Origin of the sequence: Flavimobilis rhizosphaerae (assembly GCF_014852685.1) — a bacterium.
Taxonomy (GTDB): Bacteria; Actinomycetota; Actinomycetes; order Actinomycetales; family Cellulomonadaceae; genus Flavimobilis; species Flavimobilis rhizosphaerae.
In genome coordinates this window covers 546,777-573,143 of sequence record NZ_JACZDF010000001.1, presented here as the reverse complement: position 1 = coordinate 573,143, position 26,367 = coordinate 546,777, and the positions used below count along the sequence as shown (strand labels likewise).

The window sequence follows — 26,367 nt, the reverse complement described above, 5'->3', positions numbered from 1 at the left end:
GGTCGTCGTGACGGTTACCGTGGATGTTCCCACGTCCGGCCGCCCGGTCGCACCCACCACGGCACCAGGAGACACCCATGACGGAGAACTTCCCCGGCGGGAACACCCCGGAGGAGCCCTGGGAGCGCCTGCTGCGCTCGGTCTTCGGCCCCGACGCCGACGAGGCGATCGCGCAGCTCAGGGCACGCGGCATGGACGTCGACGCGCTCAACGCCGCGGCCGGCATCGCCGACGACCCGCGGCTCATCGACCAGGTGCTCGCCCAGGTGAGGTCGCTGCTGTCGACCGGTTCGGGCCCCGTCAACCGCGACGTCGCGCACGACGTCGCACGTCAAGCTGCTGCCGCGGGCGGCGACCCGAGCGTCGGCGACGCGCAGCGTCGCGCTGCGCTCGACGCGTTCGGCGTCGCCGACCTCTGGCTCGACACCGCGACCGAGCTCGCCCCCGCGGGCGGGTCACGCGTCGTGTGGAGCCGCTCGGAATGGGTCGAGCGCACGCTGCCAGCCTGGTCGCAGCTCGCGGCGCCGGTCGCGACGAACCTCGTCGCCGCGCTCGGAGGAGTCCTCGGCGAGCGTCTCCCCGAGGACATGGAGGGCATGCTGCCGCCCGGCATGGCCGCGGTCCTGCCCCCGGGCTCGCTCGCGGACCCATCGGCCCTGCTCGAGCGGCTCGGCTCCGCGATGTTCGGTATGCAGATCGGCCAGGCGGCCGGCACGCTCTCGCGCGAGGTCTTCGGACTCACCGACATCGGCGTGCCACTCGTCGCCGAGCCCATGACCGCGCTCCTGCCCGCGAACGTCGAGGAGTTCGCCGAGGGCCTCGACGCGCCGCTCGACGAGGTCCGCCTCTACCTCGCGCTGCGCGAGTCCGCGCACGCACGCCTCTTCACGCACGTCCCGTGGCTCCGCGGCCACCTGCTCGGCCTGCTCGACGCGTACGCGCGCGGCATCACGATCGACGTCGACGCACTCGACGACGCGGTGCGGGACGTCGACCCGTCGGACCCCGACCAGCTCCGCTCGGCTCTCGCGGGCGGCGGGTTCTTCGGCATCGGTCAGACAGCCGAGCAGCGGGCGACGCTCGAACGCCTCGAGACCGCGCTCGCGCTCGTCGAGGGCTGGGTCGACGAGGTCGCGACGACCGCCGCGCTCCCCCACCTGCCGCACGCCATGCCGCTGCGCGAGATGATGCGCCGCCGGCGCGCCGCAGGCGGACCGGCCGAGCAGACGTTCGCGACGCTCGTCGGGCTCGAGCTGCGTCCGCGCAGGTCCCGCGAGGCCGCTGCGCTGTGGCGCCTCATCGCCGAGCAGTCAGGGCTGGCCGTCCGGGACGCGGTGTGGGACCACCCGGACCTCCTGCCGACGGGTGAGGACCTCGACGATCCGGCGGGGTTCGCGGGGCGCCGCGCGACGACGGACGCCGAGCTCGCGGACGTCGACCGTGCGATCGAGGCGTTCCTCGCGGAAGCCGAGGGCGACGACGGCACACAGCCGAAGGCCTGAGCCGAGAGCCTGAGCCGAGAGCCTGAGCGGCCGCGTCGACCCAGCGAGTACATCGCGGCTGCGGGTGCGGCACGGCAGCGGGCGCGGCACGGCAGCGGGCGCGTCAGTCGACGTGGTCGCCTGTGTCGCCGTGGTCGTGCGTGAACGCGACCCCCTCGAGGAACCCACGGGCACGCTCGGTGCGCGGGTAGCGCTCGACGAGCTCCCAGAAGCCGGGGCCGTGACCCGCCTGGAGCAGGTGCGCGAGCTCGTGGACGAGCACGTAGTCGAGCACCCACGACGGCAGGCCGCGCACGCGTGTCGAGATGCGGATCGTGCGGTCGTCGACCGTGCACGACCCCCAGCGCCGCTCCTGGTGAGCGGACCACGTGACGCTCGCGGGGACCGCGAGACCGTCGAGGTAGCGGGCCGAAAGCTCCATCGCGCGCTCGAGGAGTTGTGCGTCCGACGGCCTGCGCCGGGCTTCCTTCGCGGCGAGACGCTCGAGCATGCGCTCGACCCACTCGCGCTCCTGTGCCTTGGTGAAGCGTGCGGGGATCGCGACGATCGTGCGTCCACCCTCGCGGTAGGCGCTCACCGTACGGGTGCGGCGCCGGCTGCGGCGCACCTCGACAGCGCCCCCGGTCGTGTCAGCCCCCTCGCTCATGGCTCGACCGTATCGTGGCCCGCGTGCGGACGGGACCGCACGCGCCGACCCTGTGGACAAGTCGCACGAGTCGCTGTCCGCTGCCATCCTCGGTCGGTGACCACCCAGACGCTTCCGCGACCCGACCGCCAGGCACCTGCCGTGGCGGCTCACGGTGCCGCTGTGGCAGCCCTCCGGAGCAGCACCGTCGGCGTGCTCGGCCTCGGTCCGCTCGGGCTGCATCTCGCCAGGACGCTCGCGTCGCTCGGCGCGCACCGCCTCGTCCTCGACGACGCGGCGTCCGTCGCGCACGACGACGTCGGGATCGGCGGTTATCGCCTCGGGGACGTCGGACGTCCCCGGCCCGTGTCCGCCGCGCGGGTGCTCGCCGATGCGCTCCTCACCTCGACGGCGGTGTCGCCGGGGGTGCTCGACGGGCACGACCCGGGCACGCTCGCTGCGGCGGTCATCGTCACGCACGAGCGCATCGACCCAGCGTGCACGTGGCGGCTCGTCGCGCAGGGCGTCCCGCACCTCGTCGTCACGTGGGGGAACGGCTGGCTCGAGGTCGGGCCCGGGGTCGCCCCTGGTCGCACCGCGTGTCTGCGCTGCGTCGATCTGCACCGTGCCGACGACCACGTGCCTCCTGCGCGGGGCAGGCACGTGGGCAACGGCGTTGAGGATCCTGTGCTCGCCGTCGCGGGCGCGGGGCTCGCTGCGGCGCGCACCCTCGCGCTCCTCGCGCCGGGACCGTCGACGCGGGGCCTCGCGCGCACGACGGTGCTCACGCTGCCGGACCTCACACCGACGGTCGAGTACTGGCCGGTCCATCCGGCGTGCGGCTGCGCCTGACCGCGCCCAGGAACGCCGAAGGCCGGCGCACCCGCGCGGCGGGTGCACCGGCCTGCGGTGCTGCGGCCCGGACTGGTGCCGGGCGGACGGCGGTCACGTCGTGACCTGCGCGTCCCGGGGACGGTCGCTGTGCCTCATGCGACCTGCGCGTCCTCGGGCCGCACCTTGCGAGGGCGGCCGCGGCCGCGCTTCATGGCGACGACCTGCCCGTCGACGAAGACCTCGCCGCCCCAGACACCCCAGGGCTCGTTGCGCTCGATCGCGCCAGCGAGGCATCCGACGGCGAGCGGGCACTCGCGGCACAGGGCCTTAGCGCGCTCAACGTCCGCGGTGCGCTCCGCGAACCAGAGCTCGGGGTCCTCGGTGCGGCACGGGACGACCGCGGCGAGGAGCGCGTCGAACTCGGCGCGCTCCTCCCGGGTCGAGGGCGTGGTGGTCCGCTGCGCGGGGGACGGCGTCGGGGTGACCGTCGCGGGGCGGGAGATCGGGGCGACGACGAGGTCGTCACGCTGGATGGACGGGGCAAGAAGCATGCTGGGCCGCACGGTGGCCTCCGGGGTGTTCCGAGTTGGTGCAAGAGAGAGGGTGCGCCTCGCTGCGGTCCGCCTCGCGTGTCCGGCTGCGATACCGGCTGCGCGAGGGCGCGTTCTGCGAGGTGTTCCGCCCTGCGGGCGGGTGTGACGATCGTCGGGTGGACGCGGGTGGCGTCAGATGCCGGACGACGACGTCAGTGGCGCTGCATGCGCCTTGCTGGGGAGCAGACGGTGTGCTCCGGCGAGGTGAGCGCGCATGGTGCGACCGCGGGCCGTGCCCGTATCGACGATCGACGTCGTCATGGTCTGGAAGTTCTTCATGCTGCTCACCCCTCTCTCTTCTCGGCCTGCGACGCATCGCGTCGTGGGCACTGCCGTCAGGAACTCGACCACCGTAGACCGGGGTCTCGCGCGGTGGCCAACTCTTTATCGTGAACCCGTCGCGATCGTGACCTGTTCGTGATCTTCGGTTCAGTTGCGGTGCTGCTCGAGGAGCCTCAGCAGGTCATCCGCGTAGCGGTCGAGTCGGTCTGCGCCGAGCCCGCGGACGTCGGCGAGCTCGGCGAGGGTCGTCGGCCGGAGCGTCGCGATCTCCTCGAGCGTCACGTCGGTGACGACGACGTGCACGGGCCGGCCGATGTCCTCGGCGCGCAGGTCGCGCCACCGGCGCAGGGAGTCGAGGAGCACGGGGTCAGGACCCTCGCTGCGATCGTGGACGACGGCGCTCCGCCGACCCTTCGTGGCGTCGGCGCCGAGGTGCTCGAGGAAGCGCGAGCGGGTGCGCGAGGCTCGGCCCGAGCCGCCGCGCGAGCGCGCCCACGACAGGTGCAGGTGCTCGCGGGCACGCGTGATGCCGACGTAGAGGAGCCGCTTCTCCTCAGCGATCGCGGCCGGGTCCGTCGCGAGCGAGATCGGCATGAGGCCCTCGCTCAGCCCGACGAGGAACACCGCGTCCCACTCGAGGCCCTTCGCGGCGTGGAGGGACGCGAGCGTCACACCCTCGACCGTCGGCGCGTGCTGCACCGCGGCACGCTCGTCGAGCTCGGCGACGAGCATCCGGATGTCAGCGCCCTCGCGGCTCGCGAGGTCGTCCGCGAGCGCGACGAGCGCCTGCATGGCCTCCCAGCGTTCGCGCACCGCACCGCGAGCGGTGGGCGGCTCGGGTGCCCAGCCGGCGTTGAGCAGGACGTCGCGCACCGCTTCGCCGAGCGCGACGCCCGGCTCGACGGCGCGGGCCGCGCCGCGCAGGAGGACGAGCGCGTCCCGGACGTCCTTGCGCTGGAAGAAGCGCTCGCCGCCGCGCACGAGGTACGGCACCCCCGCATCCGCGAACGCGTTCTCGAGGACCGCCGACTGCGCGTTCGTGCGGAAGAGCACAGCGATCTCGCTCGCGCGGACCCCCGAGGCGATGAGCCGCGCGGCACGCCCTGCGACGAACGCGGCCTCGGCCTCGTCGTCGTCGTGCACGGAACGCCCGACGGGCGGCCCTGCAGGACGCTGCGCCTTGAGCTCGAGACCCGCGTACGTCCGTGCGCGCGGGTCGGCGAGCAGCGCGTTGGCAACCCCCACGACCTGCGGCGTCGAGCGGTAGTCGCGCACGAGCCTCACCTCGGTCGCGTCCGGGAAGCGCTTGCGAAACTCGAGCAGGTGGCGCGGGGTCGCACCCGTGAACGAGTAGATGGTCTGGGAGGGGTCGCCGACGACGCACAGGTCGCGGCGCGGGCCCATCCACTGGTCGAGGACGAGCTGCTGCAGCGGCGAGACGTCCTGGTACTCGTCGACGACGAAACGCCGGTACTGCTGCCGGATCTCGTTCGCGACCGACGTGTGCGAGCCGATCATGTCCGCGAGGTAGAGGAGGACGTCCTCGAAGTCCATGAGCGCGCGGTTGTTCTTCGTGTCCTCGTACGCCCGCAGCAGGCGCGCGACCGTCTGGGCCTCGAGCCCGGCAGGAGGCTCGCGCCGCAGTGCCGCGACCGCCTCCGCGTAGCCGTCGGCCGGGATGAGCGAGACCTTCGCCCACTCGATCTCCGAGGAGATGTCCCGCACCGCGAGCCTGTCGACCGAGATCCCGAGCCCGGTCGCGGCGTGCGCAACGATCTGCGCCTTCTGCTCGACGATGCGCGGCGGTGCCCCGCCGACGATCTTCGGCCAGAAGTACCCGACCTGCCGCAGGGCCGCCGCGTGGAACGTGCGCGCCTGGACCCCGCCGACGCCGAGCGCCCGCAGCCGCCCGCGCATCTCCCCCGCCGCACGCGCCGTGAACGTCACCGCGAGCACCGACGTCGCCGGGTAGTAGCCGGCCCGCACGCCGTACGCGATGCGGTGCGTGATCGCGCGTGTCTTGCCCGTGCCTGCGCCCGCGAGCACGACGACGGGCCCGTGGACCACCTCAGCAACAGCACGCTGGTCAGGGTCGAGGGCGTCAAGGATCTCGTCGGGAGTCATCGTCGTCGATCATCCCAGGCGCCACCGACATCCACGGAACCGGCCCCCTCACCTGGGGACGGCGAAGGCCCGCACCATCCCTGGGGACGGCGCGGGCCTCGGCACGCGGGGCTCAGGCCGGGTCGGCGCTGCTCCGCGCGCGCTCGCGCGTCCACGTGGCGCCACACGCGAGCGCCATCGGCGCGACGACGAGCCCGCCCACCCGGAGCCACCACGGGCCGACCGAGGGATCCTCGTCGACCATGAGCGCGAGAAGCACCGCGATCATGCCAATCCGCGCGAGGAGGAACGTGCTCGGCTGCGCAGCGGCGTCGGGCACCCGGCGCGCCCCGGCCTTGCGGGACCACGCCACCCCGACGTAGATCGCGCTCCCCACGGCCCACACGAGCGCGGCCCAGTGCACGACGGTCCACATGGTCGTCCCCTTCTCGGATCGGTCGCCGCGCGCTCGCGCGGCGGTCGTCGGGCGACGCCCGGCTCAGGCCAGGCGAGCCTTGACCTGCGCGAGCGACGGGTTCGTCGCGGACGTACCGTCCGGGAACACGACGGTCGGCACGACCCAGTCGCCGCCATTGACCGACGCGACATAGTCGGTCGTCCCCGGCACCTCCTCGATGTTCACCTCGGTGTAGCCGATGCCGGCCGAGTCGAGCTGAGCCTTGAGGCGCGTGCAGTAGCCGCACCACGTCGTCGAGTACATGACGACGGAACCGGCCTCGGGGACGTGCGGTGCAGCAAGGGTCACGGGTCTCCTCCGGGAACGTCGGACGCGCAGGCGTCGGTACGGGCAACGGGCCACATGGCCCTGCCGCAGCATAACGATCCCGCACCGTCCGGCATTCCGCCGACCGGCACGGGACCGCACGTCGCGGCGCCGCGTCAGGACGCCGCACCACCGAGCGCGTCGACGAGCAGCGCGACGAGAGCCTCGAGCTGGACGTCCGTCGACGACACCTCGTCATCGATGTCAGCACCGTCGAGAGCACGCGCGGCAAGCCCCGACTTCGCGTCGATGAGCTCGGCAATCTTCGCGTCGATCGTCTGCGCCGCGATCACCCGCCACGCCGTGACCGGCTCGTCCTGACCGATGCGATGGACACGGTCGATCGCCTGCGTCTGCTCCGCGTCCGTCCACGGCAGCTCGGCGAGCACGAGGTTCGACGCCACCTGGAGGTTGAGGCCGACACCCGCCGCCATGAGCGAGCACACGACGACCTGCACGTCGTCGTCCTCCGTGAAAGCCTTGACCGCGTGCGCCCGGGCACGGGCGGTCTGGTCGCCACGGATCGAGACGTACCCGATGCCACGGTCGGCGAAGACCCGCTCGGCCTCGTCCATGACGTCGACGTGCTTGGCGAAGAACACGACCTTGCCGACGTTGCGCGCGAGCTGCGCCGTGTAGTCGGCCGCGAGCCCCGCCTTGGCCTGCCCGAGGCGGCGCACCATCGTGAAGATGTTCTCGCCCTGAGCCTTCGACGTCGAGTCCTTGAGCTCGGACGCCGCGACACGGCGCGCGAGGGCGAGGTCCACACCCTCGACGACGTCGCCCGACCGGTGCGCGAGCGCAGACCGGTAATGCTCGACCATGCGTCGCGCGAGCGCCTTCTCCGAGGCGCGGATCGAACGGCCCAGCGCACCGTCGATCTCGACCGGGAGGTCCGCCACGCGGCGCGCCGGGAAGTCCGCGACGACCTCGACCTTGCGACGCCTCACGATGCCCATGTCGACGACGGCGCGGCGCGCTGCCGCGTAGAACCCCGGCTCCCCCGGGCTGAGCCCCGTCTCCTCGAGCGCCGTCATGAGACCACCGACAGGCAGCTTCTCGTCGATCCACCCGAGGAACTGCCAGATCGCGCGGAAGTCCTCGACAGAGTTGATGAGAGGTGTTCCCGTGAGCGCGACGAGCAGCGGCTTCGCCGTACGTTCCCGGATCCGCTCGGAGAGGGTGAGGACGTTGCGCGAACGCTGCGACGACCTGTTCTTGATGAAGTGCGCCTCGTCGACGACCATCCCGCGGAAGCCGTGCTCGCCGAGCCAGTCGACGTGACGATCGAGGATCTCGTAGTTGACGATGATGACGTCGGCGAACGCATCGACCTGGTCGCCGTCACCGCTGCCGTCGCCGTCGCCGTGGATGACCGTGACCCGCCGGTGAGGGACCCAGAGCCGCGCCTCGTGCGCCCAGTTCGTCTTGACGACGTTCGGCGCGACCACGAGAAGCGGGAACGCGCCTCCGGCCTGCGCGGCGAGGAGCGCCTGCGCGGTCTTCCCGAGCCCCGGCTCGTCCGCGAGGAGGAACGTGCGGTGCCCGCGCGCCGCCGCGTGGACGACCTGCGCCTGGTGGTGCATGAGCTGGCGGCCAGGCGGGGCCGACGCGATCGACCCGTCCGGCAGCGGCATGCACGCGACCTCGCCCGTCCCCGCCACCTCGAAGGAACGGAAGAGCGGCTCGAGAAGCTCCCAACCCGCGAGCCGTCGCGGACGCGCGGCCTGACGCTCGGCCGCAGCCTCGAAGTTCGGGGCGAGAAAGGGGTTCGCCATGCGGCGCGAGACGGCGGACCGCGGCACCACGCGGTGCGGGGCGGTCCGCTCGACGACAGGCTCGGGCTCGACCTCCTCAACGACGTCGTCGGGCACCTCGACGCCCGCAGCACGCAGCACCGTCGCCCGATAGGTACGTGCGGCGCCGGAGACCCGCGCGTCCTCACCGAGGAGCGTGAGGAGAGACGTGTCACGCGCCGCGATCCTCGCGAGCGACGTCGCGACGCCGTCAAGACGTTTGAGCTCGTGCGTGCGCTTCGCGGCCGTGAGCGACTCGTCGCCCTGGACGCGTGCCCGCTCCTCGCGCACGAGGAGCGCGACGACCTGGAACTTCGTGCGCACAGCAGGGCGCGACGGGGACTTGCGGACCGCGGCGTCGATCTCGCGCGCGATCCCCGCGAGCACCCCGGCAAGACCCTCGTCCCGGTCACGCCGACGCTGCCCGCCGGAACCACCCGAGCCGCCCGAGCCTCCGCGCGAGTGTCCGGACCGGCCGGTGCCTGCTCGTGCCACAGCACTTCCTTCGTTCGTCACCACAGTTACGCGCTCGACGTCGCCGCGCTCGACGCACAGCACCGAGCGGCGGCCGGTCGCCACCGCAGACCCGGCCGTCAGCACGGCACGGACCGGTGGCCCGGTGGCACGGCCCCACGTGCGCGGCCGCTCACGCGTCCGCCCGGGGCGTCTCCCGCCACGGGTCCTCGCACCGCCAGGCACGACCTGCTCCGTCCGCAGGCCGCGGCACGGTCATCGTCCGCAGCGCGCACGGACGAACAGATCCTACGCCCCGCAGGCCACCACCGGGACCCCTCAACCGTTCCGCCACGCCGGTTCGACGCACGGCGTCACGCCGCCCGACGCACAGCGTCACGCCGGTTCGACGATCTCTCCGCCGAACCACTCCTCGATGAGCGCCCGCGCGATCGACGACCGCATCGGCAGCAGCACGCGCCCCGCAGCGACGTCGGCCGCAAGGCCGTCCCGCGTGAACCAGCGGGCGTCGGTCACCTCGACGTCGTCCGTCGTCACCGTCGTCGTCTCCGCGTGCCCGACGAACCCGAGCATGAGCGAGGCCGGGAACGGCCACGGCTGCGTCGCCCGGAACTCGACACGCCCCACGACGACGCCCGTCTCCTCGAGCACCTCCCGCCGCACGGCCGCCTCGGCGGCCTCGCCCGCCTCGACGAACCCCGCGAGCGTCGAGAACCGACGCTCCGGCCAGTGCGCCGCGTGCCCAAGCAGCAGCCGCTCGTCCGCGTCGACGACCGCCATGATGACCGCAGGGTCCGTCCGCGGGTAGTGGTCGACCCCCTCGTCCTCGCAGCGCCGCGCCCAGCCCGAGCTCACCGCGACCGTCGGCTCCCCGCACGACGGGCAGCGCGGCGCCCGCGCGTGCCACGCCGCGAGCGCCACCGCCGCCGTCGCAAGGCCCGCGTCGTGCCCGTCGAGCAGGTGCCCGACGTCACGCAGCGCCCCCCAGCGCCTGCCGGAGGCCAGCTCCTCGGCGGGGGTCGGCGCCTCGACACCCTCGATGTCGACCGCGGGCCGCGTCGTCGGCAGCACGAGCGCGAGCACGTCCGTGCCGCCGTCACGCGGCGACCGCCCCAGGTCGCACACGAGCCCGAGCTCGGCCGCCGTCACGACGTCCGCAGCCGGGACGAACGCAAGCCGGTGCCCCTCCCCCGGCTCGAGCGCAAGCTCGCCACCACGCACGAGCAGCACGCGCGTCGTCGCTGCCGCGAGCAGACGCGCAAGGTTGTCAGGCGAGTCGCGCCGCGCCGCGGCACGATCGGTGCCCGTGCGGGACAGCGGCAGGGAGGACCAGTCGGTCGGCATCGTCACGACGTTCACGGTACGCGTCTCGCACGACGCAGGGCGTGCCCTCACCACCTCGCGGGCCCGCGCGCCGTACCGTGGAGCGATGCAGCGCTCCGACCTCGCCCTCGCCGCCCTCGCGACCGCCGCCGTTCCCGGCCTGCGCGCCGTCGAGGTGGCCGCGGTCGTGTCCGACGGCGACGACGACGTCGCGCTCGTCGTCGACGACGAGCGGCGCCGCTGGATGGTCCGCTCGCCGCGCGACACCGTCGCCGGAGCGAGCCTCGAGGCCGAGATGGCGCTCCTGCGCTCGTTCGACGCGTACGTCGGCACGGGCCGGCTGCCGTTCGCCGTCCCCGCACCCGCAGGCTTCGCCCAGCTCGACGAGGGCGGCCGTGCCGTCGTCTACCCCGAGATCCCCGGCCACCCCCTGCCCCTCGAGCAGCTCCGGCCCGGCCCCGGCCTCGCGCGGGCCGTGGGCCAGGCGATCGCCGCGCTCCACGAGCTTCCGAGCTCGCTCGTCGAGGACGCAGGCCTGCCCTCGTACACGGCCGACGACTACCGTCGCCGGCGCCTCGCCGAGCTCGACGAGGCCGCCGCGACCGGACGCGTGCCCGTGCGGCTCCTGCGCCGCTGGGAGGCCTCGCTCGAGGACGTCGCCGTGTGGCGCTACCGGCCCGTCGTCACCCACGGTGACCTCGGTGCCGACCACGTGCTCGTCGCGCAGCAGACCGTCAACGGGATCGTCGACTGGTCGTCCTGCCAGGTCGCAGACCCTGCCGATGACCTCGCGTGGCTCCTCGTCGCTGCCCCCGAGGACGCCGCCGAGTCCGTGCTCGAGGCCTACCGTCAGGCTCGCACGGAGCTGTCCGACACCCACCTCGTCGACCGCGCGCACCTCGTGAGCGAGCTTGCGCTCGTCCGCTGGCTCCTCCACGGCGTCCACCAGGGTGACGAGCAGATCCAGGCCGATGCCGTCGAGATGATGCTCGACCTCGACGACGCCCTTCACCCCGCCGGAGAGTCGCCTGCGACCGGCAGCGTCCGCGTGGGCGCGGGCGTCGCCGCAGGCGTCACGCTCGCCGACGCAGTGCCGGTCGAGGCGACCGAGGTGGCCGACGGCACGGCGATCGTCAGCAGCAGGAGCGCGGCGTCGGGAGTGAGCGCCGCGTCCGGGGTGAGCGCCGCGTCCGGGGTGAGCGCCGCGTCCGGGGTGAGCGTGGCGAGCGCGCTCAGCGCCGGGAGCGCCGTCACGGGCGCGGTCGAGACCGTCGACGGCGCCGCCCCCCAGGTCTCGGCACCGCTCGTCCCGACAGCCGCGACCGAGGCGATCGACATCGCGGACGCCCGTGCCGTCTGGGCCTCGTACGAGGACGTCGACCCCGACGACGTCATCGCGGTGCCCGGGTCCGGCGGCTCCGACTGGGTCGTGTCGCCCGCATCAGCGGCTGACGACGAGCCGGCGCCCGCGGCTGACGCGGCGGACGTGCTCAGCGCCGACGCACTGAGCGCCGACGCACTTCACAACGACACGCTGAGCGACGACTCGCCGAGTGACGACTCCGCGGAAACGGTCGACGACGGCCCGGGTGGTCCGGGCCGCGGCTGACGCCGACGCGTCAGCCCTCTCCGCGCAGGAGCGCCTCGAGCTCGGCCTCGTCGCGCAGCCGCCCGGGGCGGACAGTCGTGCCCGAGCCGACGTAGCAGAACGCCGCGTCGACCTTCTCGAGAGGTAGCCCCGTCCACCTCGCCCATGCAAGCCGGTAGACCGCGAGCTGGACCTCGCGCGCCGCCGCTGCGTCCGCGTCGCGGGGCTCACGTCCGGTCTTCCAGTCGACGACGACCACCCGGTCCGTGCCGGGATGCTCGGGGTCAGGGAACACCGCGTCGATGCGCGAGCGCGTCATGACACCGGCGAGCGGAGTCTCGACGTCGACCTCGATCGCGACCGGCACGAGATCGGCCCACGGCGTCGCGAGGAACGTCGCCTTGAGCGCGTCGAGCTCGCCGTCCGGCGCCTCGTCGTCCGCGTCGTCGAGGTCGAGAACGTCGATGAGCGCGGGCGCCGCGAAGTGCTGCTCGACCCACGCGTGGAACGTCGTGCCCCGTCGCGCGTGCACGGACGGCGCCGACGGCACCGGGCGGCGCAGCGCGAGCGCGTACTCGGCACGGTCCGTCGCCATGCGCACCATCGCGGACGCCGAGACGTGCGTCGGCACGTCGACCTCGGTGACGGGCCGGCTGCGGAGCTCGCGCTCCGCGAGGAGCATCGCGGCGGTCGCGGCGAGATCGGTGACGGGGGCGGTGTCCTGGTCTGTGCCGGGCCCGTCCGTGGTCGAAGTGCCTCCATCGTCCGCGTGCAGTCGGGCGGACTCGTCGTCCGCGACCGGGCGGACGCCTTCGCGTGCCCGGCGCGCGGCGCGCGCCTCCTCGACGCGCCGTGCCGCCTCGGCGAGCGCCTCGGGCACGGCCTCGCTGCGCGGCCACACGGCCGTGTGCTCGGCGGCAAGCGTCGGGTTTTCCCCCTCGGGCGGCTCCGCCCAGCCCGTCGTCGTGAGAAGGCCGGCCTCGGCGAGCTCGACGAGGAACGTGCTCGGCGGGCTCGGCCTCTGAGCCTCGCCGCGGAACCACGAGCCCGTGAGCAGCAGGTGCTCGCGCGCCCGGGTGTAGGCGACGTACGCAAGGCGACGTTCCTCGGCGACCTGGTGCTCGCCCGCGTCCTCCTTGAAGAGCTTGAGGCGTTCGACCATGTCGGCGTGGTCCTCCGCGGACTCGTACGCGAGTCGAGGCAGGTCGGGAGCGTCGCCGCGCAGCGGGTACGGCAGCGTGCCGAGGCCGGTGAGCCACGCTGAGTCCGTCGGGGCCTGAGGCTCGCCCTCCTTGTCGAGGACCTGCGTCGCGGTCGACGGGAACTTGCCGTCGGTGAGCCCTGCGACGGCGACGACGTCCCACTCGAGGCCCTTGGCCGCGTGGACCGTGACGATCTGGACGGCGTCCGGGTCGGGGTCGGTGAGCGCACCGTCGATCCGCTCGTTCGCGCTCGCCGTCGCGTCGAGCCACGTGAGGAACGCCCCGAGGGTCGGCAGGTCGGAGCCGTCGACGAAGGTGAGCGCGAGGTCCCGGAAGGCGTCGAGGTTCGCGCGGGCGCGGCCCGCGTGGCCGGGGCCGAGCAGCCCGGCCTCGATGTCGAGGCCCATGGTGCGCTCGCACTCGACGACGAGCTCCGGCACGGAGAGGTACGTCCGCGAGCGGAGCCTTTCGACGACGCCCGCGAGCCGGACGAGCCGCGCGTGCCCCTCGGGCGTGAGAGCGCGCCCGTCGTGGCTCGTCCAGGCTGCCGGAGGCAGCTCGTCGAGGACGTCGACGATCGTCGTCTCGTCGCTCGCGTCGGACTCCGGGACGACCTCGCCGGGCGTCGTCGGCTCGTCCGTCCTCGCACCCCCGTGCTCCTCGGTCTCCCCCGGCGACGGACGGCGCGCGAGCCGCTGGCGGTGCGCGAGGTCCCGCGCGCGGTCGGCGAGCGCGAGCAGGTCGGCGACGCCGAGGTCGACCCACGGTCCGGTGAGCAGACGCATGAGTGAGTCGCCGCGCGAGGGGTCGTGGACGACCTCGAGCAGCGCCCGGAGGTCGACGACCTCTGGCGCGTCGAGCAGGCCGCCGAGCCCGACGACCTCGACGGGCACGCCGAGCCGGCGCAGCGCGGCCTCGATCGGGCCGAAATGCCTGCGTGCGCGGCACAGCACGGCCGCGCTCCGCGCGCCGTCGGGGTGCGAGCGGGGGCGCCAGCGTGCGGCGATCTCCTCGGCGACCGCGGCCGCCTCGTCCTCCTCCGTCACGGTGAAGAGGCTCGTCACGGTGCCCGCCCCGGCGCCCGGACGCGTGCCGAGCGTGCGCACCTCGAGGCCGGTCCCCTCCTGCGCGCGGCGCAGGGGCGCAGCGATGGTGTTCGCGGCATCGAGCACGGCGCGGTCGTTGCGCCACGACGTCGAGAGCGACAGGTGGTGGAGCCCTGTGCCAGCGCGGAAGATCTCGCCGAAGCGTGCGAGGCCGGACGCGCTCGCACCGCGCCAGCCGTAGATCGACTGGTGCGGGTCACCGACGGCCGTGACGGCGTGCCCGTCGCCGAAGAGCGCGCCGAGCATGCGCGCCTGCGCGTACGACGTGTCCTGGTACTCGTCGAGCAGCACCACCTTGTAGCGGGCCCGCTCGCCCGCGCCGACCTCGTCGAAGTCCTCGGCGAGGCGTGCGCCGAGCGCGACCTGGTCGGAGAAGTCGAGCGAGTCGGTCGCGGCCTTGCGACGGCGGTACTCGTCGACGAGGTCGAGCAGCTCGATGCGGTGCCCGAGCAGCATCGTGAGATCCCGGACGGGGGCACGGACGCCCTTGCGTCCCTTGGCGACCTCGGGGGCACCGAGCAGCGCGTCGATGATGCCCTGCATGCGGACGCGGGCCTCGTCGGTCGGCACGAGGTGCTCGGCGAGCGCCTGCGACATGCTGCGGACCGCGTCGACGACGGTGCTCGTCGCGGACGTGAGCGTGAGATCTCCCGTCCAGCGTTCGACGATGTCGTGCGCGAGCTGCCACTGGCTCGCCTCACCGAGCAGCCGCGCCCCTGGCTCGATGCCGAGCCGCAGCCCGTGCTCCCGCACGAGCCCCGACGCGTAGGAGTTGTACGTCGCGACGACCGGGCGAGCGAGCGCACCGAGCAGCGCGGCACCCGCGTCGTCGCCGGCTGCCGCGGCCCACGGCACGGCCTCACCGTCGGCACGGGAGGCCGCGGCGAGCGTCCGCAGGCGCCGCCGGATGCGCTCCGCGAGCTCGCCCGCGGCCTTGCGCGTGAACGTGAGGCCGAGGACCTCGTCGGGGGCGACGAGGCCGTTGGCGACGAGGTAGACGACGCGCGCGGACATCGTCTCGGTCTTGCCCGACCCGGCTCCCGCGACGACGAGCACGGGCTCGAGCGGCGCCTCGATGACGGCCGTCTGCTCGTCCGTCGGACGGAACTGGCCGAGCCGGTCGGCGATGTCCGCCGCGGAGAACCTCACCGTCGTGCTGGTGGTGCTCATGCGGTGGTCCCTCCCATGGTGCGTCCCTCCTCCTGGAGCGGGCAGGAGCGCCGCACCGGGCAGAAGTCGCACATCGAGTTGCGTGTCGCGGTGAAGGTCGCCGCGGCCATCGCCGTGGCGGCGCCCTCGACGAGCTCGCGAGCCCACCCGGGATCCTCGGCGTCCGCGAGCGGGGGCTGCTCGCGCAGCGAGGGACCCTTCGATGTCCCGCCGACGTGGACGAGTCGTGCCCCGCCGCTCACCGGGGCCTCCCCGACGCCGGGGACGTCGGCGAACGCCCCGGCCTCGAGAGCGACCTGGTACGCGCCGAGCTGCGGGTTGACCTCGGCGTCCTTGGCGTTGCCTGCCGCGCCGGTCTTGAGGTCCTCGACCACAATCGAGCCGTCGGGCTGCCGCACGAGGCGGTCGACGCTCCCGACGAGGTCCGCCCGCCCGATCTCCGCGGCGAAGCGGGCCTCGGTCGCGAGAACCTCACCGCTCGCGGCCATGTGCTGCGCGAGGCGGTCGATCATCGTGCGGGCCCTCGTCCGGGCGACCGTCTCGGGCCAGCCGGGCCGCAGCCCGAGCTCGGGCCAGCGCCGTTCGAGCTCGCCGACGAGCTCCGAGAAGCTGCCCGACGGGTACGTCTCTGCGATCGCGTGGACGAGCGTGCCGAGGCTCTGCTGCACGGCGTCCGCCGCACGCCCCCCGGAGGCCTCGAGCGCCCAGCGCAGCGCGCAGCGGTGCACCTGCTCGACCTTCGACGGCGAGACGCGCACGCGGTCGTCCGGGCCCCACGCGGGCGCAGTGCTCGAGACGTCGTGCGTGCCGTACCAGCCGGCCGGGTCGGCGACGCCCACGCCCATGTCGGCAAGGAGTGCGAGGACGTCGGCTGCTTCGGCCCGGGCGGCCTCGTGCGCGGCTCCTCCGGGGCTCGTGGCGAAGCGCTCACCGCCGACCAGTCCGTCCGTGCTCCCCACCTGGAGGAGCAGCCGCGCCCGAAGGACGAGGCCCCGCAGGTCGAGCGCGACGGGCGCCTCACGGCGACGCGGGTCGGGCGCGTCCTCGTCGACGTCCGGACCGGGTGGTTCGACGAGGTCGAGGAGGACGGACGGCAGCTGTTCGGTGTCGCTCACCGCCGTGACGAGCAGGTGCTCACGCGCCCGCGAGACGGCGACGAGGAACGCGCGGACCTCGTCGGAGAGCACCGCGCGACGTGCACGGGCGAGCCGCTCCGGGTCGCCGTCGGCGACGTCCTGACCCGCGACCGCGTCGACGAGAGCCTGCGCCCCGAGCAGCGTGTCCCGCAGCCGGAGGTCAGGCCACACCCCTTCCTGGACGCCTGCGACGACGACCGCGCGCCACTCCCGGCCGGCCGCGCCTGCGGGCGTGAGGACGCTCACCGCGTCCGTCACGCCGCCACGCTGCGCGAGCGAGTCCGCGGGCAGCTCCTGCGAGCGCACGTGGTCGACGAACATCCCCGGGGTGCGGCGCGCATTGCGCTCGACGAACCACTCCGCTGCCTTGAAGAGGGCGAGCACGGCGTCGAGGTCACGGTCCGCCCGGGCGCCCGCGGCGCCGCCGCCGAGCGCCGCGTCCCGCCACAGCGGTGCAAGCCCGGTCGCGTCCCACACGGCCCAGAGGACGGTCTGCGCATCGGCGCCGGAGAGCGCGGCTGCCTCCCTGCCACGTGCGAGGACACGCGCGACCCGGGCGGGAGCTCGTCGGACGGCCGACGGCAGAACCTCCGACCGCACCGGGTCCGCAAGCACCTCGACGAGCAGCGCGTCCGACGTCCGCGTGCCGCCGCTCGAGAGCTCGTCGGCGCGCAGCGCGCGCCGGAGCCGGCGCAGCCCGACGACATCGAGCCCACCGATCGGCGAGAGCAGGAGCGCGACAGCCCGGTCGGCATCGAGCTCCGCGCCCGAGGCGACCTCGACCGCGTCGAGCAGCGGACGCACCGCGGGCTCGTCCCGCAGCGGCCCCTCGGACCCGAGCACCGTCACCGGCACGGACGCCGCGGTGAGCGCGCGCCGCAGCGCGGCCACCTGCCCTCCCGAGCGCGCAAGGACGACCATCTCCGACCACGGCAACCCCTCGCGCAGGTGCCACGAGCGCAGCGCGTGCGCGACGTACGCGTGCTCCTGCGCGGCACCGTCGAGGATCGCGGTACGGACCGTGCCAGGCGTCGCGGTGTCAGCGGCCTCGGCCTTGCGGTGCGCCACCGTCCCCACCGCCCCGACGAGAGACGCGACGCGCGTCGTCACCTCACGCAGCGCCGGCCCGTGCCGGTGCACCGTGCCGAGGACGACGTGCTCGGCGCCGAACGCTGCCGTGCCGGACGCCCGCGGTGCTGCGGCCTGCGCGACGAGCCCCGGCACAGCCCCGCGGAACCCCTGGACCGCGAGATCGGGGTCACCGAGCAGCACGAGCCGCGCCCCGTCGTCGAGCAGCAGGTCGCACAGCCGCGCGAGGGCCTGCGTCGCCTCCTGGTAGTCGTCGACGACGACGAGGTCCCAGCGCGGCCGCGTCGCCCGCGGCACCTCGTCGTCCCACGCGAGCAGTGCCTCGACGGCCTCGTGGACCACCGACGCCGGATCGACACGCTCGCCGAGGTCCGGGGTGAGGGTCCGCAGCGCCATGACGTCGCGGTACTCCTCCATGAGCCGAGCGGCGAGCCGCCACGCGGGCCGCTCGCGCGCGACGCCGAGCTCGTCGAGCTCGACCGGGTCGAGCCCGCGCTCCGCCGCCCGCATGAGGACGTCACGCAGCTCGTCCCGGAACCCGCGCGTGCGCAGGGCCTCCGGCGGCACCCCGGGCGGCAGGACGAGGTCCGTCCCCTCACCGTCGAGGTGCCCCTCGAGGAGCTCGGCGAGCACGAGGTCCTGCTCGGGGCCCGAGATGAGCGTCGGCGCCGGCAGCTCGAGCGCCGCCGCGCGTCGACGCAGGATCGCGTGCGCGACCGACGGCGCCGTCCGCACGAGGGGCGCCCCGACCGTCCGGCCCGTGAGCGCCGCGAGCCGGTCACGGATCTGCCCCGCGCCACGCCGGGTCGCCGCGACGACGAGCACGCTCGCCGGATCGAGCGGCGCACGGCCGTCGGCCGGGGCGAGGTGGTCGGCGGCGATCCGCAGCGTCGTCGTCGTGCGGCCCGTACCCGGAGCTCCCGTGACGAGCAGCGCGCGCTCCGTGCGCGCACGCGTGACCGCCGCGTCCTGCGCCGCGTCCGGCACAAGGACGAGCGGCGCGTCCGCCGGGGCGAGCCGCGCCCTCATGCCTCCACCCCGCAGTCCACCGGTCCGTTGCTCATGCCTCGCATCCCATCACGAGCCACCGACATTCCCCGGGCCGACGCGAACCGCGCGCCGCAGCCGCCCTGTGCGCGCTGGGCGAACACGCCCACGACGCCCCGCACGAGGTGGGATGCTGGCACCGAGAACTCATCCGTCCGAACCCAAGGAGGTCGACGTGGAGATCACGATCGGCGTGCAGAACCTCACCCGCGAGATCGTCGTCGAGACCGACGCGAGCGCCGAGGAGGTCGCCGCGGCCGTCGCCAAGGCCCTCGACGGCGGCACCGTCCTCGACCTCACCGACCACCGCGGCCGTCGTGTCCTCGTGCCGACCGCGACGATCGGCTACGTCGAGATCGGCGCCGAGGAGCAGCGACGCGTCGGCTTCGGCACCATCTGACACACACGCGCCCGCGCAGCACGACGCCCTCCCCGCCACGGCGAGGAGGGCGTCGTCGTCCCTGCGGACGCCCGTCAGGCTGCGAGCCCGACGCGCGACATGCGCCGCGCATGCTCGGCGGTCAGCTGACCGAAGAGCCACGCGGACGGCGCCGCCGGCACCTCGTCGTCGGTCCCCTCGAAGCGCAGCGCGACCGCGCGCGCGAGAAGCCGCTGGAGCGACGCGTTGTCCGTGAGCAGGACCTGGACGACGCTCAGCGCCTCACCGACGATCCGACGGCCCCACAGCGCGAGCCGCGACGCGAGCTGCTCGTCGTCGTTCGTCGCCTCGTCGACGAGCGTGATCGCCGACTCCGACGTCAGCTCCCCGTCGATGACGTCGACGACGATGTCCCGCGACGCGGGGTCGAGCGCCTCGGCGACGATCCGGCAGAAGTCGTACGCGACCCCATGGCCGACATAGCCCTTGACGAGCTCCTCCCACCAGCCGCTCGCACGCGTCCGGGCGTTGAACTCGTCGAACGCGCCCTCGAACGCGACGTACAGCGCAAGCGCCGCCTCGGGCGTCCCGAGGACCTCCGCCGACCGGTCAAGCACCCGCTCCTGCCGGGCGAGCGACGCCCCCGCAAGGCGGACGAGCTGCAGCCGACGCTCAGGGTCCGTCGTCTCCGCGGCCGCGCCCGCGAACCGCAGGAACGCGACCGTCTCCATCTGGGCGACGAGCGCGAGCACGTCGCCCGCGTCGTGCGCGGCGTCGGTCGAGGGCGCAGGCGTGAGGTCAGGGGTCTCGGACGAGGTTGGCATCCCCCCATCGTAGGACTCATGCCCCGCGCGGGCGGCCGCGTCCCGCCGGTCCTTGACCGCGTCGGATATCCTGGCCCGGTACATCGGATGCCCGGTCGTCTCGACACCTTGTGAATCATGACGACTCCCGGCCGCACCGCTCGCCCCGGCGGAGGCGTGCGACCGGAAGAACTGCGCGATCGGCTTCCGGCCACATCCGGCGCGGACGCGCCGGCCGCCGAGAGCGTCTCGCCGCGGGCACGGGCCCAGCCCGCCTCCGCGCCGCGCGGACCCCCGCTGGTGAGCGCCGTCCGCACCTCGCACACAGAACGAGGCACCGTGACCACCGAGTCCACCACCGAGCCCGCGGCCGTCGCCGCGAGCGTCCAGTCTTCCGCCGACGTCACCTTCGGTGACTTCGGCGTCCGTCCGGAGATCGTCGAGGCCCTCGCCGACTCCGGCATCACCCGCCCCTTCCCCATCCAGGCGATGACGCTTCCCGTCGCCATGCAGGGCCACGACATCATCGGCCAGGCCAAGACCGGTACGGGCAAGACGCTCGGGTTCGGCGTCCCGCTGCTCCACCGCGTCGTCGCCCCTGGCGAGGAGGGCTACGACACGCTCCCGTTCGCGGGCAAGCCGCAGGCGCTCGTCGTCCTGCCGACGCGTGAGCTCGCCGTCCAGGTCGCGAACGACCTCGCGACCGCGTCGCGCAAGCGCTCCGTCCGCATCGTCCAGGTCTACGGCGGCCGCGCGTACGAGCCGCAGATCGAGGCCCTCAACAACGGCGTCGACGTCGTCGTCGGCACGCCCGGACGCATGATCGACCTCCTCAAGCAGGGTCACCTCGTGCTCTCGCACGTCAAGTGCGTCGTGCTCGACGAGGCCGACGAGATGCTCGACCTCGGCTTCCTGCCCGACGTCGAGACGCTCCTCTCGCGCACCCCGGCGAACCGCCACACCATGCTCTTTTCGGCGACCATGCCCGGCGCCGTCGTCGCGATGGCCCGCCGCTACATGTCGCACCCGACGCACATTCGCGCCGCGGACCCGGACGACGAGGGCCTCACGAAGAAGGACATCAAGCAGGTCGTCTACCGCGCGCACGCGCTCGACAAGGTCGAGGTCCTCGCGCGCATCCTCCAGTCGGAGGGCCGCGGCCGCACGATCGTCTTCGCGCGCACCAAGCGCACCGCTGCCAAGGTGGCCGACGAGCTCGTCGACCGCGGCTTCGCGGCCGGCTCGCTCCACGGCGACCTCGGCCAGGGCGCGCGCGAGCAGGCGCTGCGCGCCTTCCGCAACAACAAGGTCGACGTGCTCGTCGCGACCGACGTCGCGGCGCGCGGCATCGACGTCGACGACGTCACGCACGTCGTCAACTACCAGTGCCCCGAGGACGAGAAGACCTACCTCCACCGCACGGGCCGCACGGGTCGCGCGGGCAACAAGGGCACCGCGGTGACGTTCGTCGACTGGGACGACGTGCCCCGCTGGTCGCTCATCGACAAGGCCCTCGGCCTCGGCGTGCCGGAGCCCGTCGAGACCTACTCGTCGAGCCCGCACCTCTACACCGACCTCAACATCCCCGAGGGCACGAAGGGCCGCCTGCCGAAGTCGAAGCAGGTGCTCGAGGGCCTCGCGGGCGAGGTGCTCGAGGACCTCGGTGAAACCGGCAAGCGCGGCGGCAAGCCTGCGGGCGCGGGTCGTGACGGTGGTCGCGGCGAGCGTCGTGACGGCGGCCGTGGGCGTGGCGACGGTCGCGGCGAGCGTCGTGACGGCGAGCGTCGTGGTGGCGGCCGGAGCCGCGGCGAGGGCCGTGCGGAGCGCGCTGACGGCGCAGCTGCCAGCCGCGCCTCTGACGAGAACCGTGCCCCGCGTGAGGACGGCGAGAAGGCCGAGGGCGGTCAGCGGCGCCGGTCGCGTGGCGGACGTCGCCGGACCCGCGGCGGCTCGCCCGTCGAGGGCCAGGCGCCCGCGACCGAGGCCTGAGCCTCGGCAGCATCGATGACGGAAGGCCCCGTCACGCTCGTCCCGACGAGCGTGACGGGGCCTTCCCGCGTCGACCGGCTTCCCGACGGAGAGACGGAGCATTCCCGTCGTGGTGCACCACCCTCGTGGTGCACCACCCTCGTGGCTCGATAGCCGATCGATGCACCATCCACGTAACGATCCACTATCGACCGAGGGCGGCCTCTCCCCGATAGCCGATTCGTGCGCCACGCGTGCACGGATCGGCTATCGAGCCACCTCACGGCCGACGTCGTCGTCAGCCCAGCCTCCGAAGCTTGCTCGATAGCGAATCCGTACGCGGGAAGCGCACGGATGGGCTATCGAGCCACCTCACCAGCGGCAGGCCGCGCTACGCCGCCTGGATGAACGCCGTGACCGCGTCCGCGACGAGCTGGACCGCGATCGCCGCGAGCAGCAGACCCGCGATCCGCGTGACGAGGATCGTCCCCGACTCCCCCAGGATCCGCATGATGACGCCCGCGAAGCGCATCGCGACCCACATGCACAGCACGACCCCCGCGAAGCCCACGACGATCGCGAGCCAGTCCGCGACCGACCCGTCGACCCGCTGCACGAAGAGCATCGCCGCGACGATCGCGCCCGGTCCCGCGAGCAGCGGCGTTCCGAGCGGCACCATCGCGATGTTGACGTTGCCCTTGGGCGCCTCGGGGTCCTCCATCTTGCCCGTGAGCAGGTCGAGCGCGATGAGCAGCAGCAGCAGACCGCCCGACGCCTGCAGCGCGGGCAGCGAGATGTGCATGTAGTCGAGCAGTCGCTGCCCGAAGAGTGCGAACGCGACGATGACACCCGCAGCGACGAGCACAGCCTGGCGCGCAGCACGGTGCCGCTCCTTGGCCGTCATGGCGCCCGTGAGCCCGAGGAAGATCGGGACGATCCCGGGCGGGTCCATGATGACGAAGAGCGTGATGAAGACCTCGGTGAGGAGGCGCAGGTTGACGATGTCGCTCACGCGCGGACCATTCTTGTCGTGCCACGGCGCTCGATCTCTGCGAGCGCCTCGCTGGAAGTGAGGTTCTCCCCAAGGCGGTTGGGCTTACCGTCACCGTGGAAGTCGCTCGAGCCCGTCGTCAGCAGTCCGAGGCGCTGCGCGAGCCGGTCGAGACGGACACGCTGCGCGTCATCGTTGTCCCGGTGGGCGACCTCCAAGCCTGCCAGCCCGGCGGCCGCGAGCTCCTCGATGACGGCATCCGAGACGATCCGTCCCCGCATGTGGGCACCGGGGTGCGCCATGACGGCGACTCCACCCGCGGCGACGATCGCGCGCACCGCGTCGGGAGCGTCGGGCACCGCGTGCCGCACGTAGTACGGGGAGTCGGTGTGGAGCAGGTCGGCGAACGCAACATCCCGCGAGGCGCACACGCCCGCCGCGACAAGCGCGTCCGCGATGTGGGGTCGGCCGATCGTCGTACCGGGCTGCGTCTGGTCGACGACGTCCTCCCACGTCACGGGGAAGTCGGCCCCGAGCCGTTCGACCATCACGCGAGCACGCCCGTCGCGCGACACCCGCACCGCGTCGAACAGCGCGAGCAGAGCGGCGTCGTGCGGGTCGTGGAGGTAGCTGAGGAGGTGCACCGAGATGCCCTCGGCACGCGCGGAGACCTCCGTGCCGAGGACGAGGTCGATGCCGTGCTCGCGCGCCGCAGCCGCGGCCTCGTCCCAGCCCCCCACCGTGTCGTGATCCGTGAGCGCGACGACGTCGAGGCGCCGGACGCCGTCCGCGAGCGCTCCCGCGGGACCTCGGCCGGCCGCCGCCGCGACGAGCGCCGCGGGCGCGTCTGTCCCGTCCGAGACGTGCGAGTGGGTGTGGAGGTCGATGAGCACACCCCACTCTAGGCTCAGCGCCCCGGGACCTGCGGAGACGACGGTCACCCACGCTCGCCCGCGGAGGGTGGGACGATGGAGGTATGAGCACCGACGCCCTCACCCCCGGCAACCAGGACCCGACGCCCGACGCGACGGGCACCGACACCCCCGACCAGTCGCTCGCGGCTCGTGGCGAGCAGCGCTCGCAGCGCCCGGACTCCTCGGCGTTCCGCGACTTCGTCATGTCCGGCTGGGGCCCGCGCACCGGACCCGCGCCCGAGCGCGCCGAGGTCGCCGACTACGCGCAGGCCCGTCGCGATGCGCTCTCCGCTCAGTTCCCGGGCGCGCGCCTCGTCGTGCCCGCCGGGCCGCTCAAGGTCCGCTCGAACGACACCGACTACCGCTTCCGCCCGCACAGCGCGTTCGCGCACCTCACGGGGCTCGGCACGGACCAGGAGCCCGACGCCGTGCTCGTGCTGCACCCGCGCGCCGACGGCGGTCACGACGCGGTCCTCTACTTCCGTCCGGCATCGGGCCGCGACACGGACGAGTTCTTCTCGAGCTCGCGGTACGGCGAGTTCTGGGTGGGGCCGCGTCCGACGCTCGAGGACCTCGCCGTCGTCCTGGGCATCGAGACGCAGCACCTCGACGCGCTCGAGGACGCGATCTCCAAGGACGTCGGTGCGGGCACGGAGCTGCTCGTCGTCACGGAGGCCGACGAGCACGTCACGGCGCTCGTCGAGGCCGTGCGCGCCGCGGCCGGGGTCGAGGAGGCCGACGACGCTCGTCTTGCCGAGGCGGCCTCGGAGCTGCGGCTCGTCAAGGACGCGTGGGAGATCGAGCAGATGCGCGCAGCCGTCGCCGCGTCGGTCACGGGCTTCGAGGAGATCGTGCGCGCCCTGCCGCGCGCCGTCGCGCACGAGCGCGGCGAGCGCGTCGTCGAGGCCGTGTTCGACGGCAACGCCCGCATCGAGGGCAACGCGGTCGGCTACGACACGATTGCGGCAGCGGGCGACCACGCGACGACCCTCCACTGGATCCGCAACGACGGCAAGGTCCGCGAGGGCGAGCTCATCCTCGTCGACGCGGGCGTCGAGGTCGACTCCCTCTACACGGCCGACGTCACGCGCACCCTGCCCGTCTCGGGGACGTTCACGGACGTGCAGCGCAAGGTGTACGAGGCTGTGCGCGAGGCGGCGGACGCCGCGTTCGAGGCCGCCGTGCCAGGCAACGTCTTCTCCGACGTGCACGCGGCCGCGATGGAGGTCATCGCCCGCAAGGTCGCCGAGTGGGGCCTGCTGCCCGAGGGCGTCACCGCCGAGGTCGCGCTGTCGCCCGAGGGTCAGCACCACCGCCGCTGGATGGTCCACGGCACGAGCCACCACCTCGGCATCGACGTCCACGACTGCGCGCAGGCGCGTCGTGACATGTACGTCGGCGGGAAGATCACGCCGGGCATGATCTTCACGATCGAGCCGGGCCTCTACTTCAAAGCGGACGACATGCTCGTGCCCGCCGAGTACCGAGGCATCGGCGTACGCATCGAGGACGACGTGCTCGTCACGGCCGACGGCAACGAGAACCTCACGGCAGCGCTCCCGCGCACGGCCGACGAGGTCGAGGCGTGGATGGCGAGCCTGCGCTGACACACGTCGTCCGGGGCTTGCCCCAAGGCCGAGGGCCCCTGCACCGATCCGGTGCAGGGGCCCTCGCTCGTCACCCGATCGACTCGTAGGTCCCCTGCACCATTCGATGGTGCTCCAGACCTCCGAGTGGCTTGGGGGTGCTACTCGCTCGGGGGCGTCGGGGTGCGGTACGGGTCCGATGCCGGGGCGGTCGGGTCGGACAGGGTGCCCGACGACGGGGCTGACGACGCCGTGGGGCCCGACTGCGACGCGGGGTCCGACGGAGACGAGGCGTCCGGCTCCGGGGCGATCGCCTCCGGCTTCGGTGTGCCGTCGGGCTGGAGGTCCTCGTGCCGCACGCCGTAGCGCGGGCGGCCGTCGGGGGTCACGTACTGCGACGAGATCGACGACGGACGCGGCTGGCCCGTCGGCACGTCCGGTGTTGCAGGGGCGTCGGGCACCCCCGGAAGGGCAGCGCCGCGCGGCGGCACCGCCGGCGCCGGGAAGCCGTGGACGACGTCCGGCCCCGCGGGGACCGTCGGGCCGCCTGCGGTCGAGCGGATACCCGCCGCGGCGAGCATCTCGCGCGCACGCGAGGCGTGCTCGGTGCGGCACAGCACCGTGTAGCGCGTCGCGACGATCTGGCTCTGCGACGTGAAGTCACGCTTGCCGCGCGTCAGTGCGTAGGAGATGAGCGAGAACATCGTCGTGAACGCGGCGCCCATGAGCACCGCCGCGAGGATCGGGAACCCCGTGCCGTCGTTCGAGAACATCGAGAGCAGCAGACCGATGAAGAGTCCGAACCACGCGCCCGACATGAGCCCGCCCGCCGCGACGCGGCCGTACGTGAGGCGGCCCGTCACGCGCTCGACCATGCGCAGGTCGTCACCGACGATCGTCAGCGACTGGACGGGGAACGCCTCGTCGGACAGGTGGTCGACGGCCTTCTGCGCCTCGAGGTACGTGCGGAAGGACGCGACGGACGTCCCCTCGGGCAGCGTCGGCACCGCGGGGACCGGTCCACGCCCGGCGGCAGGAAGCATCGGGTTGCTCATACGACGATCATGCCGCA

General features: G+C 73.6%; 20 protein-coding genes. 6 read left to right on the top strand and 14 right to left on the bottom strand.

The window, feature by feature from the left end; all coding sequences use genetic code 11:
* Positions 1-77: 77 nt before the first annotated feature.
* Positions 78-1,502, top strand: a complete 1,425-nt coding sequence (locus IGS67_RS02445; RefSeq protein WP_192277450.1) for a zinc-dependent metalloprotease — start codon at positions 78-80, stop codon at positions 1,500-1,502.
* Between the two features lie 103 nt (positions 1,503-1,605).
* On the opposite strand, the gene IGS67_RS02440 is transcribed toward IGS67_RS02445, so the two are convergent.
* On the bottom strand, positions 1,606-2,148 hold the full coding sequence (locus IGS67_RS02440) for a M48 metallopeptidase family protein (protein WP_192277448.1): 543 nt from the start codon (positions 2,146-2,148) through the stop codon (positions 1,606-1,608).
* A 162-nt stretch (positions 2,149-2,310) separates the two neighbouring features.
* On the opposite strand from IGS67_RS02440, the gene IGS67_RS02435 reads away from it, so the two are divergent.
* Positions 2,311-2,979, top strand: a complete 669-nt coding sequence (locus IGS67_RS02435) for a hypothetical protein (protein WP_192277446.1) — start codon at positions 2,311-2,313, stop codon at positions 2,977-2,979.
* 134 nt (positions 2,980-3,113) lie between these two features.
* Here IGS67_RS02435 and IGS67_RS02430 read toward each other — a convergent pair whose 3' ends face one another.
* From IGS67_RS02430 to nudC, 7 genes are all read right to left on the bottom strand, one after another.
* Positions 3,114-3,512, bottom strand: coding sequence for a WhiB family transcriptional regulator (locus IGS67_RS02430; RefSeq protein ID WP_192277444.1), 399 nt, complete (start codon positions 3,510-3,512; stop codon positions 3,114-3,116).
* A 174-nt stretch (positions 3,513-3,686) separates the two neighbouring features.
* Positions 3,687-3,842: a hypothetical protein gene (locus IGS67_RS02425; RefSeq protein ID WP_165375507.1), complete on the bottom strand. Its 156-nt coding sequence runs from the start codon at positions 3,840-3,842 to the stop codon at positions 3,687-3,689.
* 141 nt (positions 3,843-3,983) lie between these two features.
* Positions 3,984-5,960: an ATP-dependent DNA helicase UvrD2 gene (locus IGS67_RS02420; protein ID WP_192277442.1), complete on the bottom strand. Its 1,977-nt coding sequence runs from the start codon at positions 5,958-5,960 to the stop codon at positions 3,984-3,986.
* Between the two features lie 112 nt (positions 5,961-6,072).
* Positions 6,073-6,375: a hypothetical protein gene (locus tag IGS67_RS02415; RefSeq protein ID WP_192277440.1), complete on the bottom strand. Its 303-nt coding sequence runs from the start codon at positions 6,373-6,375 to the stop codon at positions 6,073-6,075.
* A gap of 63 nt (positions 6,376-6,438) precedes the next feature.
* Complete coding sequence (locus IGS67_RS02410) at positions 6,439-6,660, bottom strand: mycoredoxin (protein ID WP_235977599.1); 222 nt, start codon at positions 6,658-6,660, stop codon at positions 6,439-6,441.
* A 179-nt stretch (positions 6,661-6,839) separates the two neighbouring features.
* Positions 6,840-9,014 (bottom strand): DEAD/DEAH box helicase, encoded by a 2,175-nt coding sequence (locus IGS67_RS02405; protein WP_407925800.1) that lies wholly within the window; start codon positions 9,012-9,014, stop codon positions 6,840-6,842.
* Between the two features lie 354 nt (positions 9,015-9,368).
* Positions 9,369-10,337 carry an NAD(+) diphosphatase gene (gene nudC / locus IGS67_RS02400; RefSeq protein WP_192277871.1) on the bottom strand — a complete coding sequence of 323 codons (969 nt, stop codon included), beginning with the start codon at positions 10,335-10,337 and terminating at the stop codon, positions 9,369-9,371.
* A gap of 85 nt (positions 10,338-10,422) precedes the next feature.
* On the opposite strand from nudC, the gene IGS67_RS13610 reads away from it, so the two are divergent.
* The gene (locus IGS67_RS13610) at positions 10,423-11,925 is read left to right on the top strand and encodes a phosphotransferase (RefSeq protein ID WP_210766962.1); all 1,503 of its coding nucleotides are present in this window, start codon (positions 10,423-10,425) and stop codon (positions 11,923-11,925) included.
* Positions 11,926-11,935: 10 nt separating this feature from the next.
* On the opposite strand, the gene IGS67_RS02390 is transcribed toward IGS67_RS13610, so the two are convergent.
* Together IGS67_RS02390 and IGS67_RS02385 are read right to left on the bottom strand one after the other, a co-directional pair.
* Positions 11,936-15,382, bottom strand: coding sequence for an ATP-dependent DNA helicase (locus tag IGS67_RS02390; protein ID WP_192277436.1), 3,447 nt, complete (start codon positions 15,380-15,382; stop codon positions 11,936-11,938).
* A complete protein-coding gene (locus IGS67_RS02385) occupies positions 15,379-18,636 on the bottom strand; it encodes an ATP-dependent helicase (protein WP_192277434.1) in 3,258 nt (1,085 codons plus the stop codon). Before IGS67_RS02385 ends, IGS67_RS02390 begins: the two co-directional genes overlap by 4 nt.
* A gap of 193 nt (positions 18,637-18,829) precedes the next feature.
* Here IGS67_RS02385 and IGS67_RS02380 point away from each other — a divergent pair, with 193 nt between their 5' ends.
* Positions 18,830-19,054 carry a DUF3107 domain-containing protein gene (locus IGS67_RS02380; protein ID WP_102510697.1) on the top strand — a complete coding sequence of 75 codons (225 nt, stop codon included), beginning with the start codon at positions 18,830-18,832 and terminating at the stop codon, positions 19,052-19,054.
* Positions 19,055-19,128: 74 nt separating this feature from the next.
* On the opposite strand, the gene IGS67_RS02375 is transcribed toward IGS67_RS02380, so the two are convergent.
* Entirely contained in the window at positions 19,129-19,857 is a 729-nt protein-coding gene (locus IGS67_RS02375; protein ID WP_192277432.1) for a ferritin-like fold-containing protein, read from the bottom strand.
* A gap of 318 nt (positions 19,858-20,175) precedes the next feature.
* Between IGS67_RS02375 and IGS67_RS02370 the strand changes: the two genes are divergently transcribed.
* Positions 20,176-21,825 (top strand): DEAD/DEAH box helicase, encoded by a 1,650-nt coding sequence (locus IGS67_RS02370; RefSeq protein ID WP_328741369.1) that lies wholly within the window; start codon positions 20,176-20,178, stop codon positions 21,823-21,825.
* 370 nt (positions 21,826-22,195) lie between these two features.
* Here IGS67_RS02370 and IGS67_RS02365 read toward each other — a convergent pair whose 3' ends face one another.
* Both IGS67_RS02365 and IGS67_RS02360 read right to left on the bottom strand, forming a co-directional pair.
* Entirely contained in the window at positions 22,196-22,756 is a 561-nt protein-coding gene (locus IGS67_RS02365; RefSeq protein WP_210767024.1) for a MarC family protein, read from the bottom strand.
* A 56-nt stretch (positions 22,757-22,812) separates the two neighbouring features.
* Positions 22,813-23,736, bottom strand: coding sequence for a PHP domain-containing protein (locus IGS67_RS02360; RefSeq protein ID WP_407925799.1), 924 nt, complete (start codon positions 23,734-23,736; stop codon positions 22,813-22,815).
* 35 nt (positions 23,737-23,771) lie between these two features.
* Here IGS67_RS02360 and IGS67_RS02355 point away from each other — a divergent pair, with 35 nt between their 5' ends.
* A complete protein-coding gene (locus IGS67_RS02355) occupies positions 23,772-25,316 on the top strand; it encodes an aminopeptidase P family protein (protein WP_192277428.1) in 1,545 nt (514 codons plus the stop codon).
* A 140-nt stretch (positions 25,317-25,456) separates the two neighbouring features.
* Here the strand turns inward: IGS67_RS02355 and IGS67_RS02350 are convergent, their stop codons facing one another.
* The gene (locus IGS67_RS02350) at positions 25,457-26,350 is read right to left on the bottom strand and encodes a general stress protein (RefSeq protein WP_235977483.1); all 894 of its coding nucleotides are present in this window, start codon (positions 26,348-26,350) and stop codon (positions 25,457-25,459) included.
* Between the last annotated feature and the right edge of the window lie 17 nt (positions 26,351-26,367).